The sequence below is a fragment of the Kitasatospora sp. NPDC029367 genome, assembly GCF_055569135.1.
Window position 1 is genome coordinate 150,268 of the sequence record NZ_JBVHYH010000004.1, and the last position, 15,325, is coordinate 165,592.

At 74.5% G+C, this 15,325-nt stretch carries 12 protein-coding genes and 2 tRNA genes; 5 read left to right on the top strand and 9 right to left on the bottom strand.

The window, feature by feature from the left end; translation table 11 throughout:
- Positions 1 to 14 precede the first annotated feature (14 nt).
- On the top strand, positions 15 to 1,682 hold the full coding sequence (locus ACZ4W5_RS04715; RefSeq protein ID WP_465652818.1) for a chitinase: 1,668 nt from the start codon (positions 15 to 17) through the stop codon (positions 1,680 to 1,682).
- A 265-nt stretch (positions 1,683 to 1,947) separates the two neighbouring features.
- Here ACZ4W5_RS04715 and ACZ4W5_RS04720 read toward each other — a convergent pair.
- Positions 1,948 to 2,021, bottom strand: a tRNA-Lys gene (locus tag ACZ4W5_RS04720).
- Positions 2,022 to 2,082: 61 nt separating this feature from the next.
- Positions 2,083 to 2,991, bottom strand: a complete 909-nt coding sequence (locus ACZ4W5_RS04725; RefSeq protein WP_465652820.1) for an NADP-dependent oxidoreductase — start codon at positions 2,989 to 2,991, stop codon at positions 2,083 to 2,085.
- Positions 2,992 to 3,211: 220 nt separating this feature from the next.
- Between ACZ4W5_RS04725 and ACZ4W5_RS04730 the strand changes: the two genes are divergently transcribed.
- Both ACZ4W5_RS04730 and pgi read left to right on the top strand, forming a co-directional pair.
- A complete protein-coding gene (locus ACZ4W5_RS04730) occupies positions 3,212 to 4,795 on the top strand; it encodes a Na+/H+ antiporter (RefSeq protein ID WP_360240821.1) in 1,584 nt (527 codons plus the stop codon).
- A 242-nt stretch (positions 4,796 to 5,037) separates the two neighbouring features.
- Entirely contained in the window at positions 5,038 to 6,699 is a 1,662-nt protein-coding gene (pgi, locus tag ACZ4W5_RS04735; protein ID WP_465652822.1) for a glucose-6-phosphate isomerase, read from the top strand.
- A gap of 158 nt (positions 6,700 to 6,857) precedes the next feature.
- Here the strand turns inward: pgi and ACZ4W5_RS04740 are convergent.
- From ACZ4W5_RS04740 to ACZ4W5_RS04750, 3 genes are all read right to left on the bottom strand, one after another.
- A tRNA-Lys gene (locus ACZ4W5_RS04740) sits at positions 6,858 to 6,931 on the bottom strand.
- Positions 6,932 to 6,999: 68 nt separating this feature from the next.
- Positions 7,000 to 7,653 carry a bifunctional DNA primase/polymerase gene (locus ACZ4W5_RS04745; protein WP_465652824.1) on the bottom strand — a complete coding sequence of 218 codons (654 nt, stop codon included), beginning with the start codon at positions 7,651 to 7,653 and terminating at the stop codon, positions 7,000 to 7,002.
- A 28-nt stretch (positions 7,654 to 7,681) separates the two neighbouring features.
- Complete coding sequence (locus tag ACZ4W5_RS04750; RefSeq protein ID WP_360240830.1) at positions 7,682 to 8,038, bottom strand: hypothetical protein; 357 nt, start codon at positions 8,036 to 8,038, stop codon at positions 7,682 to 7,684.
- A gap of 281 nt (positions 8,039 to 8,319) precedes the next feature.
- Between ACZ4W5_RS04750 and ACZ4W5_RS04755 the strand changes: the two genes are divergently transcribed.
- Positions 8,320 to 8,613, top strand: a complete 294-nt coding sequence (locus ACZ4W5_RS04755; RefSeq protein WP_360240833.1) for a hypothetical protein — start codon at positions 8,320 to 8,322, stop codon at positions 8,611 to 8,613.
- A gap of 14 nt (positions 8,614 to 8,627) precedes the next feature.
- On the opposite strand, the gene ACZ4W5_RS04760 is transcribed toward ACZ4W5_RS04755, so the two are convergent.
- Genes ACZ4W5_RS04760 through ACZ4W5_RS04770 form a run of 3 tightly spaced genes read right to left on the bottom strand, consistent with a single transcriptional unit; the run spans position 8,628 to position 12,888 of the window.
- On the bottom strand, positions 8,628 to 9,989 hold the full coding sequence (locus ACZ4W5_RS04760) for an AAA family ATPase (RefSeq protein ID WP_465652827.1): 1,362 nt from the start codon (positions 9,987 to 9,989) through the stop codon (positions 8,628 to 8,630).
- Positions 9,989 to 11,608: a hypothetical protein gene (locus ACZ4W5_RS04765; protein WP_465652829.1), complete on the bottom strand. Its 1,620-nt coding sequence runs from the start codon at positions 11,606 to 11,608 to the stop codon at positions 9,989 to 9,991. Before ACZ4W5_RS04765 ends, ACZ4W5_RS04760 begins: the two co-directional genes overlap by 1 nt.
- Positions 11,605 to 12,888 (bottom strand): hypothetical protein, encoded by a 1,284-nt coding sequence (locus tag ACZ4W5_RS04770; protein WP_465652831.1) that lies wholly within the window; start codon positions 12,886 to 12,888, stop codon positions 11,605 to 11,607. Before ACZ4W5_RS04770 ends, ACZ4W5_RS04765 begins: the two co-directional genes overlap by 4 nt.
- Before the next feature lie 282 nt (positions 12,889 to 13,170).
- Between ACZ4W5_RS04770 and ACZ4W5_RS04775 the strand changes: the two genes are divergently transcribed.
- Complete coding sequence (locus ACZ4W5_RS04775; protein ID WP_360240845.1) at positions 13,171 to 13,827, top strand: histidine phosphatase family protein; 657 nt, start codon at positions 13,171 to 13,173, stop codon at positions 13,825 to 13,827.
- Between the two features lie 51 nt (positions 13,828 to 13,878).
- Here the strand turns inward: ACZ4W5_RS04775 and ACZ4W5_RS04780 are convergent, their stop codons facing one another.
- The gene (locus ACZ4W5_RS04780) at positions 13,879 to 15,012 is read right to left on the bottom strand and encodes a tetratricopeptide repeat protein (protein WP_360240848.1); all 1,134 of its coding nucleotides are present in this window, start codon (positions 15,010 to 15,012) and stop codon (positions 13,879 to 13,881) included.
- Between the last annotated feature and the right edge of the window lie 313 nt (positions 15,013 to 15,325).

Below are 15,325 nucleotides of genomic sequence, written 5' to 3' on the forward strand. Positions count from 1 at the left end.
GCAGGAGCACCCGCATGCGCAGAACCCTGAGAAACGGCCTCGCCGCCGGCACCGCCGCCGCCCTCGCCGCGGCCACCCTGGTCGGCGTCACGCTCGGCCTGGCGCCCGCCGCCTCGGCCGGCGAGTTCCTGGTCAACGGCGGCTTCGAATCCGGCTCGCTCGGCCCCTGGAGCTGCACCGGCGGCTCCGGCAGCGTCGTCACCGGCCCGGTGCACGGCGGCAGCCACGCGCTCGCCGCCGCGGCCACCGCGGGCGACACCGCCCAGTGCTCCCAGACCGTCGCCGTCGCCCCCAATACCAGCTACACGCTCAGCGCCTGGGTCAACGGCTCCTACGTCTACCTGGGCGTCGACGGCGGCGGCCCCAGCACCTGGACGCCCGGCACCGGCGGCGCCTACCAGAAGCTCAGCCTCGGCTTCACCACCGGCGCCAACCAGACCACCGCCACCGTGTACACCCACGGCTGGTACGGGCAGGGCACCTACTACGCGGACGACGTCTCGCTGGACGGCCCGGGCGCCCCCAGCCCGACGCCGACCCCGACGCCGACACCCACACCCACGCCGACCCCGACGCCCACGTCCACGCCGACCGGGACCCCGACGGGAACCCCGACCGGCACGCCCACCGGCACCCCGACAGGTACTCCGACCGGAACCCCCGCCGGCAACCACACCCTGGTCGGCTACCTGCACGCCAGCTTCGCCAACGGCGCGGGCTACACCCGGATGGCCGACGTCCCCAACTCCTGGGACATCATCGACCTCTCCTTCGGCGAGCCCACCTCCCCGACCTCCGGCGACATCCGCTTCAACCGCTGCTCGGCCACCGACTGCCCCACCGTCGAGTCCGACGCCGACTTCAAGGCCGCCATCGCCGCCAAGCGCGCCCAGGGCAAGAAGGTGCTGATCTCGATCGGCGGCCAGAACGGCCAGGTCCAGCTGACCACCACCGCCGCCCGGGACACCTTCGTCAGCTCGGTCTCGGCCATCATCGACAAGTGGGGCCTGGACGGACTGGACATCGACTTCGAGGGCCACTCGCTCTCCCTCGACACCGGCGACACCGACTTCAAGAACCCGAAGAGCGCGGTCATCGTCAACCTGATCTCGGCGCTCAAGACCCTCAAGGCCAAGTACGGCCCGGGCTTCGTGCTGACCATGGCGCCGGAGACCTTCTTCGTCCAACTCGGCTACCAGTACTACGGATCCGGCCCCTGGGGCGGTCAGGACCCGCGCGCCGGGGCGTACCTGCCGGTGATCCACGCGCTGCGCGACGACCTCACCCTGCTGCACGTCCAGGACTACAACTCCGGCTCCGTCATGGGCCTGGACAACCAGTACCACTCGATGGGCGGCGCCGACTTCCACGTCGCGATGACCGACCTGCTGCTCAACGGCTTCCCGGTGGCGGGCAACGCCAACAACGTCTTCCCGCCGCTGCCCGCCTCGAAGGTCGCCATCGGCATGCCGGCCACCACCAACGCGGGCAACGGTTACGTCGCCCCGGCCGAGGTGGACAAGGCCCTGGACTGCCTCACCAAGCTGGCCAACTGCGGGACGTACGTGCCGCGTTCGGGCGCCCAGCCGAAGCTGGCCGGGCTGATGACCTGGTCGGTCAACTGGGACCAGTTCGGCGGCCGGGAGTTCTCCAAGAACTTCGACGCCTACTTCGGCCGCTGACCAGCCGCTGACCAGCCACGGGGTCCGCGCCCGCCGGGCGCGGACCCCGCGCGGCGCACGTCCAGGCTCTGCACGTCGTCGTAGAGGACGACGACCACGCTGCGCGCTCTCATGCGGTCAGCCTGTCACCGGCCCGTGACGGCAGCAATGACCGGTTCCCCACCTTTCCTGCCACCGGGCGCGGCGGCGTGGGGCGTGGGGTGAGGGGGGTACGCCGGAACGCCGAGAGGCCCCTTGCTCTCGCAAGGGGCCTCTCGGCTGTCTGTGCGCCGCCAGGGACTCGAACCCCGGACCCGCTGATTAAGAGTCAGCTGCTCTAACCAACTGAGCTAGCGGCGCCTGCTGACGTGGAGAACATTACCTGGTCAGCGGCCGAAACACACAATCGGCCCGGAGGGCCTCAGGCGGTCAGCACCACCTTGCCGCGGACGTGCCCGGTGGCGACCAGCCGGTGCGCCTCGGCGGCCTTCTCCAGCGGCAGCGTCTCGGCGATCTCCAGCCGCAGCCCGCCCGCCTCCCACAGCCGGACCAGCTCGGCCAGCCGCTCGGCGGTGCGCGGCCCCCGCAGCCCCCGGACGCCCAGCCGCTCGGCCTCCGGGTAGTCGACCACGGTGCCGATCCGGTCCCGGTCGGCGACCAGCTCGACGGAGGCGGCCAGCGCGCCCCGCCCGGCCGCGTCGAAGGCCGCGTCCACCCCCTGCGGCGCGACCGCCCGGACCCGCTCGACCAGCCCCTCGCCGTACGCGACCGGGATCGCGCCCAGTCCGCGCAGGTAGTCGTGGTTGCGCTCGCTCGCGGTGCCGATCACGGTGGCGCCCAGGGAGCGGGCCAGCTGGACGGCGACGGTGCCGACCCCGCCGGAGGCGCCGTGCACCAGCAGGGTGTCCCCGGGGCCGACCCCGAGCAGGTCGAGCGCCACGTGGGCGGTCTGGCCGGAGGCGGAGAGCGCACCGGCCTGCTCCCAGGGCATCCCGGCGGGCTTGGCCACCAGCTGGCCGGCGTCCACCGTGACCAGCTCGGCCTGGCAGCCCAGCACCCGGAAGCCCAGCACCTCGTCGCCGACCCGCCAGTTCCCGGCGCCCGGCCCGAGCCGGTCCACCACCCCGGCGAACTCGTTGCCCAGGACGAACGGCTCCTCGGCCACCAGCCCCGGCGGTCGGAAGCCCTCCCGGATCGCGAGGTCCACCGGCTGGACCGCGGCGGCGTACACCCGCACCCGGACCTCTCCCGGGCCGGGTTCCGGGTCCGCCACGTCGGTGACCCGCAGGACCTCGGGACCGCCGGACCTCGGTACGGTGACCGCCTTCATGGGGTGCTCCTCTCGCCGGATCTCGCTGATCCTCGCCGACTCTCGCGGACTCTCGCCGCCGCTGGCCGGCGCTCGCCGGTCCGCTGCTCGAACGCCCCGATCCTCGGACGTGAAGTGCGCTTGAGGTCAAGCGTCCGTTCGGCGTGTCCCCGCGAATGGGCGCATTGTCAGATTTATCCTGGGCGGCGCTCAGCCGTCCGCCGTCGAGAGGAACCTCCCCGTGGGTCAGCTGCCCCTGTTCTTCCTGGTGCTGCTCGCCTCCGTGGTGACCATGCCCCTCGCCCGGCGGACGGGCGTGCCGCAGCCGGTACTGATGACCCTGCTCGGCATCGTCATGGCGATCGTCCCGCAGATCCCGGACGTCAAGATCGAGCCCGAGCTGATCCTCCCGCTGGTCCTGCCGCCGCTGATCTTCGCCGTCGCCCGGCGCTCCAGCGTCCGCTACTTCAAGGCCAACGCCCGCTCGATCCTGCTGCTGGCCGTCGCCCTGGTGGTGGTCACCACGATCGCGGTGGCCGGCACGGTGCACTGGCTGCTGCCCGCGCTGCCGCTCGCCGCCGCGATCGCGGTCGGCGCGCTGGTCTCCCCGCCCGACCCGGTGGCCGCCGTCGCGGTGGCCGGCAGCATCGGCCTGCCCCGCCGGCTGGTGGCGATCCTGGAGAGCGAGGGCCTGTTCAACGACGTCACCGCGATCGTCATCTACTCGCTCGCCATCGAGGCCGTGGTCAGCGGCGACTTCTCGGTCGGCCACGCCGTGCTGCGCTTCGTGCTGTCCGCCGTGCTCGCGGTGGTCGTCGGTGTAGTGCTGGGCTGGGTGAACGCCAAGCTCGCCGAGCGCCTGGACGACCCGACCCAGCAGGTCGCGCTCAACCTGCTGGTGCCCTTCGCCGCCTACACCCTCGCCGAGGAGATCCACGGCTCCGGCGTGCTCGCCGTCGTGGTCTGCGCGCTCTACCTCGCCGAGCGGGCCTCCGACGCGGACGCCGTCTCCTACCGGCTGGTCGGCAACGCCTTCTGGGAGGTGGTCGAGATCCTGATCACCGGCGTCGCCTTCGGGCTGATCGGCCTGGAGCTGGCCACCGTGCTGGAGGAGGCGGGCCGCGGCTGGACCGGCTTCCTCGGCGACGCCGCCGTGGTCATCGCGGTCGTGGTGGCGGTCCGGCTGCTCTGGCTGCTGCCGGCCGGCTGGCTGTCGAGGAGGCTGCGCAAGGGCGACGAGGAGGACACCCCGTTCAGCTGGCGGGAGAGCGTGGTGCTCTGGTGGTCCGGCATGCGCGGGGTGGCCACCGTCGCCCTGGCCCTGGCCATCCCGCTCACCCTGCACTCCGGCGCCGACTTCCCGGAGCGCGGCCGGCTGGTGTTCATCGCGTTCAGCGTGGTGCTGTTCACCCTGCTGGTGCAGGGCCTGACCCTGCCCTGGCTGGCCAAGCGCCTGCACCTGGACATCGACCAGGACGCGCACGAACAGGCCGTGCGTCAGCTGTGGTGGCGCGCCGCCAAGGCCGGGCTGGCGCGGCTCGGTGAACTGGAGGAGCAGGACCGGCTGCCGGCCGAGGTCGCCGACCGGCTGCGGGACCGTCAGCACGACCGGCTGGCCCGGCTCTGCCCGGAGAACTACGCCGAGGAGGAGGCCGCCGAGGCTAAGCAGCGGATCGCCCAGTGGCGGGCCGCCGCCGAGGTCGAGCAGGAGATGATCGCCGCCTCCCGCCGCGAGATGCTGGTCGCCCGCAGCGAGCTCGGCGCCGACCCGGAGCTGGTGGACCACGTGCTGCGCGGACTGGACCTGCGCTCCGAGCGGAAGTGAACGGGGCGCGAGGGGCGGGTGCAACGGAAGTGACGGGCAGTCCGGCCGGTCGGCGGCACGGCCTCCGACCGGCCGGAATGTGCGCCACCCCCTCCGGAGTTGCATAGGCTGAACCCGGGCAGGCCGTCAACGGAGTCGGCGCACCACCCGTACCGCAACGACCTCGCGAAGCCGCTCGACGACGACCGGCCCCACGCCTGGCCCTGCCGGTTTCTGCACCCAGATGAATCGAGGACCCACCGATGTCGGAGACCCGCGCCGACGCCCGCACCCCGCTCGACCGCACCCCGCAGTGGGCCGCCCTGGCCAAGCACCGGGCCGAGCTGGGCGAGACCCACCTGCGCGAGCTGTTCGCCGCCGACCCCGAGCGCGGCCGCACCCACACGCTCCAGGTCGGCGACCTGTACGTGGACTACGCCAAGCACCTGGTCACCGACGAGACGCTGGAGCTGCTGCGCGAACTCGCCGCCGCCACCGGTGTGGCCGAGCTGCGGGACGCCATGTTCCGCGGCGAGAAGATCAACATCACCGAGCAGCGGGCCGTCCTGCACACCGCGCTGCGCGCCCCGCGCGGCGCCGTCGTCGAGGTGGACGGCGTGAACGTCGTCCCCGCCGTGCACGCCGTCCTGGACAAGATGGCCGCCTTCGCCGACCGGGTCCGCAGCGGCGAGTGGAAGGGCCACACCGGCAAGCCCATCCGCACCGTGGTCAACATCGGCATCGGCGGCTCCGACCTCGGCCCGGCGATGGCCTACGAGGTGCTGCGCTCCTTCGGCAAGCGCGACCTGGCGGTCCGCTTCGTCTCCAACGTGGACGGCGCCGACCTGCACGAGGCGGTCCGGGACCTCGACCCGGCCGAGACCCTGTTCATCGTGGCCTCGAAGACCTTCACCACCATCGAGACCATCACCAACGCGATCTCCGCCCGCGCCTGGCTGCTCGACGGCCTGGGCGCCGGCACCGAGGCGGTGGCCAAGCACTTCGTCGCGCTGTCCACCAACGCCCAGGGCGTGCAGGACTTCGGCATCGACACCGCCAACATGTTCGAGTTCTGGGACTGGGTCGGCGGCCGCTACTCCTACGACTCGGCGATCGGCCTCTCGCTGATGATCGCCATCGGCCCGGACGCCTTCCGCGAGATGCTGGACGGCTTCCACCTGGTCGACGAGCACTTCCGCACCGCCCCGCCGGAGCAGAACGTCCCGCTGCTGCTCGGCCTGCTGGGCGTCTGGTACGGCTCGTTCTTCGACGCCCAGGCGCACGCGGTGCTGCCGTACTCGCACTACCTGTCCAAGTTCACCGCCTACCTCCAGCAGCTGGACATGGAGTCCAACGGCAAGTCGGTGACCCGCGACGGCACCCCGGTCGGCTGGCAGACCGGCCCGGTGGTCTGGGGCACCCCCGGCACCAACGGCCAGCACGCGTACTACCAGCTGCTGCACCAGGGCACCAAGGTGATCCCGGCCGACTTCATCGGCTTCGCCCGCCCGGTCGCCGACCTGCCCGACCGCCTGGTCGCCCAGCACGACCTGCTGCTGGCCAACTTCTTCGCCCAGACCCAGGCGCTGGCCTTCGGCAAGACCCCGGAGGAGGTCGCCGCCGAGGGCGTGCCGGCCGAGCTCGTCCCGCACAAGACCTTCAAGGGCAACCACCCGACCACCACCATCCTGGCCGCCGAGCTGACCCCGTCGGTGCTCGGCCAGCTGGTCGCGCTGTACGAGCACAAGGTGTTCGTCCAGGGCGCGATCTGGAACATCGACTCCTTCGACCAGTGGGGCGTCGAGCTGGGCAAGGTGCTCGCCAAGCGGATCGAGCCGGTGCTGCTCACCGGTGAGGGCGACGTGCAGCTGGACAGCTCCACCGCCGCGCTGGTCGCCCGCTACCGCGCGCTGCGCGGCCGCTGAGCCCGGGACCGGGCCGTCCGCTCCGGCGGGCGGCCCGGCGCTGCCCGTTCGGGCTCGCGAGGCTCGCGAGGTTTGCCAGGTCCGCGAGGTTCGCGAGGTTCGCGGTGCGGAAACGCCGGAAGGCCCCCTGCTTTCGCAAGGGGCCTTCCGGCTGTCTGTGCGCCGCCAGGGACTCGAACCCCGGACCCGCTGATTAAGAGTCAGCTGCTCTAACCAACTGAGCTAGCGGCGCCTGCTGACAGAGAAAACTGTAGCAGCGGCCGGCGGCCGAGCCAAAATCGAATACCGGCCGCCCTCCGTTCACCCCCGGGTCACCAGGACCGGCTCGGCCGGGACGCCGGGGCCGGGCTCGCGCGCCGCCCGCACACAGGCCCACAGCACCACCGAGGCCCCGGGCAGCCAGGGCTCCCGCTCCTCCGGGGCGACGATCCAGCGGCCGGTGCCCCGGCCGGGGGAGTCCGGGCCGTGCACCATCCGCTGCAGCGACGGGACGGTCACCGCGTCGCCCTTGCCGTGGCACAGCAGCGGCGGCACGTCCCGGGCCCACTCCTCCCAGGCCAGCAGCCGGCGCAGCCGGGGCGCCGCGCCGGGCCGGACGAACAGCAGGGTGCGCCCGCGACAGGCCGCGACCGGGCCGCAGCCGGGGCCGGAGGCCCACAGCTCGTCCAGCACCCGGCGGCCGAACAGCGACGGCATGCTGATCACGTCGAAGGCCCGCCCGCAGGGCAGTACGGAGGGCGCCCACGGGCGGGCCTCCCAGAGGGCGCGCATGCTGCGCGGGTACTCGCTGGCGGAGGCCAGCCAGGCCTCCCCGGCCACGGTGACGTACTCCACCGACTGGTGCGTCCAGATGTCCACGCCCAGCAGCCTGCGCCGTTCGCGCCCCCGGTGTGGTGGAAAGCGCCGTTCGCCGGACAGGGCGACGGGCGATCGCGTACCCTCCGCCGCTGGCATATGCCAGCGGCCGGTTCGGAGGCGGGAGTCAGTCCTCGTGGCGGCGCGGCTGGAGCAGACCGCGGCCGTACTCGATCATCTTGGCGGCGTAGTCCGGGGTCCAGTCCGCCCGCTCGGCGACCTCGGTGTCCGACAGCGCGTCGAACCGGCGCGGGTCGGCCAGCTGTGCGGCGGCGACGGCCTGGAAGTCGGTGGCCCGGTCGGCGGCGGCCCGGAAGGCCAGGGCCAGCTCGGTGGAGCGGCGCAGCAGTTCGGCGGGGTCGTCGATCGACTCCAAATCGAAGAATCGTTCCGGCTCCGGTTCGGTGGCCTGCGGCTCGAACAGGAGCTGCGCGGGGCGCAGGCGCCTGGTGGGCTCGGGCGTCTCGGCGGGGGAGTCGGGCATGGACGGACACCTCCGGGGTCTCGGTGAGGGAGGGCGGCGGGCTGCTCCGGGCCGCGCCGCCCGATCGTGGCCGTCGTCCATTGTCTCGCGGCGGCGGCCGGTAGCGGAACGGTGCGCGTGCAGGCGCTATTCCCGGGGCGCGCGCCGGGGCGGTGACCCGGGCGCCGCGCTTCCAGGTCGCATGCGAACCGGTTGTACCGGATACGGCGGCCGCCCACCGGACCGGGAACCGTCCGCTGAGAACCGAACCGAGAACCGCCCATCGAACCGGGAGCACCACCATGCGCGCACTGTCCACCGGCCTCCTGCTGGCCGCCGCCCTCCTCGTCCCGGCCGCCCCCGCCGCCGCGGCGGAGACGGCCAAGGTCGTCACCGGGCCGCCCAGCAGCCCGGGCGGCACCTCCACGGCCACCTGCCCGAGCGGCACCCACCTCACCGGCGGCGGCTACCGGCTCCAGCCCGACGCCGACGGGCCGGTGCGCGCCAGCGGGCCGACCGCCGACGCCACCGGCTGGAGCGCCCAGGCCGCGCACGGGTCCGTGGTGGCCTTCGCGGTCTGCGAGACCGAGGACTGACCGTCCACGGCCGGCTACCTCAGGTGGACCCGGTGGCCGCCGAGGTGCTGGAGGACCTGGTGGTTGGCCTCCCAGCCGTCCGGGAACGCCACCGGGACCCCGAGTTGGACCGGCTCGGTCGACGGGTGTTCGTCCAGCAGTTCGGCGATCCCGGCCCGGGCGACCACGATGCACGCGTGCCGGTGCCGGGAGGCGAGCACGCAGAGCCGGCCGGTCTCCAGGTGGAAGGCGGTCGCGTCGGGGCGTCCGGAGAGCGGGTGCAGCACCACGGTGACGTCGTACTCCCGGCCCTGCAGCCGGTTCGCGGTGTCCACCGTGACGGCCGGCCCGGCCGTGCCGTCCACCGGGACACCCACCTTGAGCAGGGCCGCCCGTACCGCCGCCGCCTGGTCCCGGTGCGCCGTGCCGACGGCGATCCGGTCCGCGGTGAGCGGCGTCTCGCCCTGCTCGGAGCGGGCGGTCAGCCCGCGCTCCAGCAGCCGCCGCACGGTCGCCGCGACGGCGGCCACCGCCTGCGGGTCGGTCCGCACGGTGTGCCGGGCGGGCAGCTCCAGCAGCGCCCAGCCGTGCTCGGCCGCCCGGTCGATCACCGCGTCCAGCGCCGAGCCGTCCGGGCGGACGGCCGGGGTCAGCCCGCGGTCGTCCGGGCCGGTGCCGGAGCGGAACGGCGTGTACGGGTAGAACGCCCGGGAGATCAGCGGCGCCGCGCTGGCCGGCAGTCGCCAGGAGACCGGCAGCCGGTGCGGCTCGATCTGCGGGTTGTGCGCCAGCATCGTCACCACCGCGCTGCTGGAGGGGTCGTAGGACAGGCCCGCCCACTGCTCGGTGCCCACCACGGTGAACGGGTCCAGCTGGCCCGGGTCGCCGACGAACAGCGCCCGCTCGAACAGTCGGGCCACCGCCAACAGGGCGTCCGAGCGCATCTGGTAGGCCTCGTCGACGATCGCGTGCCGCCACGGCGCCTCGGCCCGCACCCACTGCCACTTCGCGGCGGTGGAGATCACCACGTCGTGCTCGACCAGGTCGGCGACCTTGTCGGAGGGCGTGACATTGGCGTGCCCGAGCACCTCCGGGCCGGGCCGGGAGTCCGCCGCGTGCAGCCGTCCGATCGTCAACTCCGGCGCCTTCTCGGCCAGTCGGCCGACCAGGTCGTCCACCTGGCCGTTCGTCTGGGCGACGATCATCAGCCGCTCGCCGGCCGCCACCAGCTCCCGGGCCGCCCGTACCACCAGGGTCGACTTCCCGGCGCCGGGCGGGGAGTCCACCACCACGCCGCGCGGCGCGCCGACCGCGGGGTGGACGGTGGCCGCCAGGATCCGGGCCACGGCGGCGTCGGCGGCCGCCCCCGGGGACTGCGCCTCGATCGGTTCGGTCATCACTCCCACTCCTCGACGGCGACAGCGGCGGTAGCGGTGGCGGCGGTGGCGGCACCCGGGGCGGCGCCCGGCGGGCCGCCGTGGGTCCACGGGGTGTCGTCCGGTTCGGGCAGCGGCGCGGACTGGCGGACCGTCAGCTCGAAAAGGGTGAAGGTGACCGGTTCGCCGGGCTCGGGCAGGCTGCCCGGCTCCGGCTCCTTCTTGCGGCCCATGCCGGACAGCACCCGCAGCGTGATGGTGCCCTCGGCCGGATCGACCGCCACGATCCGCGCCTTCTGCGCCGTCGGCCCGTGCACCCGGTGCGCCTCCCGGCCGAGGTCGGCGTGCGGGCGGTCGGTGGTGCGCAGGGTGACCAGCGGGCGCGGCTTGGGGGAGCGGCCGGTGGTGTCGTAGTCGGGCACCACCTCGGTCACCACCCCGCTGAACGCCTCGCCGGAGAGCCGGTGTTCGGCCATCGCCAGCGGGTCGTCCAGGGCCTCCTGGACGTCCAGCCGGGCCTGCTCGCGCTCGCGCTGGGCGAGCTTGCGGGCCGCGGTGACGGCGTCGTCCTGCCGGGGCTGCGGGGGCTCGCCGGCCGCCAGACGGTCCCGGTGGCCGGTGTAGGACCAGCGGTCGCCGGTCCAGCGCTCCTCCAGGTGGCCGGCCGGCGGCAGGGCGCGCAGCAGGTCCAGGCCCCGCCAGACGTCCCGCCAGGTCGGCAGCAGGACGGCGGACAGCGCCCGCTCCAGCTGTTCGACCGCCGCGCGGACGGCCGCCCGGGCCCGCTCGGCGGCGGCCTCGTCGCGCTGCTCGGTGCTGTGCTGCAGGGCGTTGACGGCTGCGTCGTAGCGGGCGATCGCCGGGGCCAGCACCCCCTCGTCGAAGGCCGGGTCGGTGGCCGGACCGGCCGGCGGGTGCAGCAGCTGGCCGTGCTCGTCGCGGGCGGACTCGGCCAGTTCGGCCGCCCGGGCCCCGGTCAGCCCCGGCGGCGGATCGTGCCAGGCCAGCCGGGCGGCCAGGTGCTGGTCCTCCAGGTGACTCTGGCCGGTGGCCCAGTGCCGGGCGAGCAGGCCGGTCATCGGCAGCAGCAGGCTGGAACCGGGCACCTGGGCGCGGTCGGTGAGGTGGGTCAGCCAGCGGCCGAGCAGCGGCACCCGCAGTGGCGCGGGGTGGGGGCCCGGGTCGGCGTCCTCGGCGGTGCGGCGGAAGCGGGTGGAGCGGCCGATCAGGGCGAGGTGGTGCACGCCCGCGCTGTTGGGCACGATCAGCTGCGGCGCGTCCGTGCACAGCTCCCGGAACACCTGGGTCTTCTCGCCGGTCTCCGGGTCCTTCTCGGAGCCCTCGATCTGTTCGACGTCCGTGCCGAAGGACTCCAGGTAGGGCAGCAGGTCGGCGGCCAGCGCGGCCAGGTAGTCGAAGCGGAGCGTGCGGTTGAGCGGCTGCGGCACCAGGTGCAGCCGGGGCGCGTCCCGGTCGGTGCCCAGCATGACGGCCAGCGGGGCGCCGGCCTCACCGGCGGCGGTCAGCGGGACGACCACCATCGGGCGCTCCGACAGGTGCCGGTGCCGGACGGTGGCCAGCGGCTCGGCCCGCCCGCTGCGGACGGCCTCCAGCCGGGCGAGGGTGGTCAGCAGGCTCATGCCGTCCCGCCCAGGGCTTCCGTACCGAGGACTTCCGTACCGAGCGTCTTCGTACCCAGCGCTTCCGCGCGCAGGGCGGCGGCGTAGGCCAGGCGTTGGGCCGCCTCGTGCGCGCCGTCGCTGTCCTCGCTGTCCTCGCTGACCTCGCCGCCCCCGCTGTCCGCGCCCGCGGTGCCGGCCGCGGCGGCCAGGGCCTCGGTGACCGTACGGAGGGCGCCCAGCTCGCCGCGCACGCCCCGGCCGAGCTGCTCGACCCGGTCGTCGCAGCGGGCCCGGGCGCGGCAGTGGAAGCCGAGTTCGCAGGTGGAGAGGCAGTCCGGGCTGTAGGCGGCGGGCACCGCCTCCACCGAGGCGGTCAGCTGTTCGGTGCTGCGGGCCGGGGCGCCGTCCTGGTCGGTGGCCAGGTCGAAGTCGGTGCCGGGCGGCAGTGCCTCCAGCAGCCGGCCGATGCCGGTCATCCGGCTCAACTGGCGGCGGGTGGTGGCCAGCTCGCGGCGGACGTCGACGGCGACCGCGGTCGGCCGGTTGCCGAAGTCCTTCGGGCAGACCAGCAGCACGGTGGTGCGGGGGCTGCCCGGCAGCCGCTGCTCGGTGTACGGGTCGTCGCTGAGCGGCAGCCCGGCGGCCGCGGCGGCGGCGTGCTGGAGCGCCAGCACGTACACGGCGGCCTGGCGGGCGGCGGCGCCGACCTTGGCCGGGTCCGCGCTGCCGTCCAGCACCGGGAAGGACTTGATCTCGACCACCGTGCACCGACCGCCGTGCACCACCAGGGCGTCCGGTTCCAGGTAGGCGGTGCTGCCGGCCACCGCGAGCCTCAGCATCGGGTGGTCCAGCAGCGTCCAGGCGTCCGGGTCGGCGGCGGCCAGGGCCAGTGCCTCGGCCGTGCGGTCGGCGCGGACGGCCGGGCCGGAGCGGTGCAGCAGGTCCGGGACCAGCAGCGGGGTCCGGTCGTCCGCGGGGACGCCGAGGTGGGTGCGGAGCGGCTCCAGCAGGGCGGCGTGGTCGTCCGCCTTCAACCGGGACTCGAAGACCAGGCCGCGGGCGATCGCGAACGGGGACTGCCCGAAGGGGGCGGGGCGGCCGAGCCGGGCGGCCAGCGCCGACTTGTCCACTCCGGCCGCGTCCAGGACGGCGCGGCGGTGGCAGCCCGGGTTGGCGGCCAGGGCGGCGAGGGAGCGGGCGTTCAGACTGCGCTGAGGAGCCGGTCCGCGCAGCTCGGCGAGCCGCAGGGCGAGCGGCTCAGCGGGCCCGCCGAGCGGGACGTTCGTCGAGACGTTCATGGTGCGGCCCAGTGTCGCATCCGGGTCCGACAACGCGGGGCGGACCGGGCGGTTCCGGCCCGTTCCGGTTCGTTCCGGCCGCGACCACCGGGTCGGCTCGGCCCGGCCCGGGGTCGGGGCACGTAGCCGCGCCGGGGCAGGGGCCGGGGCCAGGGCGGGGCAGGGACAGGGACCGGGGCGGCCGGGGCCCGCGATCGTGGCCGCCGAGCGGGTGGGGGATCATGGAGCCCGGTGCTCAAGGGTGAGACCGACCGTTGACCGCCCCGTTGCGAGGAGCCTGCCATGCCCGCCCGAATCGTGCTGGTCCGCCACGGTGAGACCGAGTGGTCGGCCACCGGCCGCCACACCGGCCGCACCGACATCCCGCTGACCGAGGAGGGCCGGGCGATGGCCCGGGCGCTCGGTGCCCGGCTCGCCAAGGCCCCCTGGAACGGCCTGCCGGACGCGCTCGTCTACACCAGCCCGCTCGGCCGCGCCAAGGAGACCTGCGCGCTGGCCGGCTTCGGCGACCGCGCGGTCGACCGCCCCGAACTGCTCGAGTGGGACTACGGCCAGTACGAGGGCCGCACCGGTGTCGACATCCGGGCCACCGACCACCCCGGCTGGCTGATCTGGCGCGACGGCGTGCCCGGCGGCGAGAAGCTCTCCGAGGTCGCCGCCCGGGTGGACGCCTTCCTGGCCGGACTCAACGCGGAGCACGGCGTCCCGGAGCCGGACACCACCGAGATGCACTGCGCCGACCGGGACGTCGTCCTGTTCGCGCACGGCCACCTGCTGCGCATCCTGACCGCCCGCTGGCTGGGCCTGCCGCCCGAGTTCGCCCAGCGGTTCAAGCTCGGTACGGCGGCGCTGTGCGTGCTGTCCTGGGAGTACGGCGCCCCGGCGGTGGAGGTATGGAACGACCTGTCCCACCTGGAGGGGCTGAACGCCGGCCACTGAGGCCTGTGGTGACGACCGGGTGACGACCCGTCGGTTCGGTCGTCGGTCCGCTCAGGCCGCCGCGACCCGGTCGTAGCCGATCAGGAAGCGGCGGACCTCGGCGACCGAGGCGTGCTGCCGCAGCCGCCCCGCGGTGTCCGCCAGCATGCTGCGGATCCGGGCCGAGCGGACCTCGCCGAACAGCGCGACGGCGGCCGAGCCGTGGTGCGCCGCCCCCGCCAAGTCCCCCCGGCCGAGCCGGTCGTGGGCCAGTTCGGCGGTGTACAGCACCCGGTTGCGGACGAAGTGCGGCTCCTGCAGCGCTATGGCCAGCGCTGCCTGCTCGCTGGCGCGGTCCCAGTCCTCCAGGGCGGACCAGCACTGCGACTGCAGCCCGGCGATCTCCGCCTCGCCGAAGAAGGACATCCACTCCGGGTCGGTCTCCGACGGCCCCCGGTCGAACAGCGCGTAGGCCCGGCCGATCGCGCGTTCGCAGCTGGCGCGGTCCCGCAGCACGGCCCAGGCGCCGGCCTCGCGCATGGCGAGCAGGGCGAGCAGCCGGGCGGAGTCCAGTTCCCGGGCGGCGGACTGCCCGGCCTGCGCGGCGCGCAGCGCCTCGCGCGGGCGTCCGGCGTCCCGGGCGAGGAAGGCGCTGTTGCAGAAGACGTGCGCCTCCAGGGCGGAGTCCCCGGCCATCCGGGCGGTGGCGAGCGCCTCGGCGTAGAACGAGCGGGCGTCCGCCAGCCGGTTCGAGTCGTGTGCCAACCAGCCCACCGAGATGGCCAGTTCACCGGCCCCGGCCTGGAGCCGGCGCTCGGTCTCGGCGCTGTACTCGCCCTCGTTGAGCAGGACGTAGGCGGTGCGCAGGGACTGCCCGGCGAGTTCGTACAGGGCGTCCGCGCCGTGGGCGTCGTCGGCCAGTCTGATGTCCCGGACGGCCTGTTCGACGCCGAACACCTCGGCGGCGCCGACCTTGCGCAGCGGCGGCACCGGCCCGGGGCGCCCGGGCACCACCGGATCGGCGCCGTGCAGTGCGGGCGCGGTGAACTCCGCACCGGGGAAAGCGGATCGGCCGGGTGCCGGGCCGAAGCCCGGGCGGGTGGCGGTGACGGCAGGGGCGGCCGAACCGGCGGCGGCCGGCCGGTCGATGCCGATCACGGTGGCCAGCGCGGTCGTGCCGCCGGCCAGGAACGTACGGCGACGCACGTCGTCGTTCTCCTCGTCGGGATAGGGCGATCCATCGGGCCCCCTGGGCACCGCGCCGGCCATCGGCCACGGGGGCCCGTCCGGAGCGGCTGGATCCGCGTACGGCGAGGCAGCGTACGGGAGTTGAGTGGAGAGTGGTGAGCGCGGGGCGGGCGGGGACGGGAACGGCGGATGGATCGGTAGGTGGAGCGCGGCCGCCTCGGCGGCCGCCCCGCCGCCGGCCGCCCAGCGGGGGGGGACGGAGGGGGGGGGGGGGGAAGAAAGGGTGGTGGGCGGGTTTCCCCGCCACACGTGGCCGAAACCCCGCCCCTCG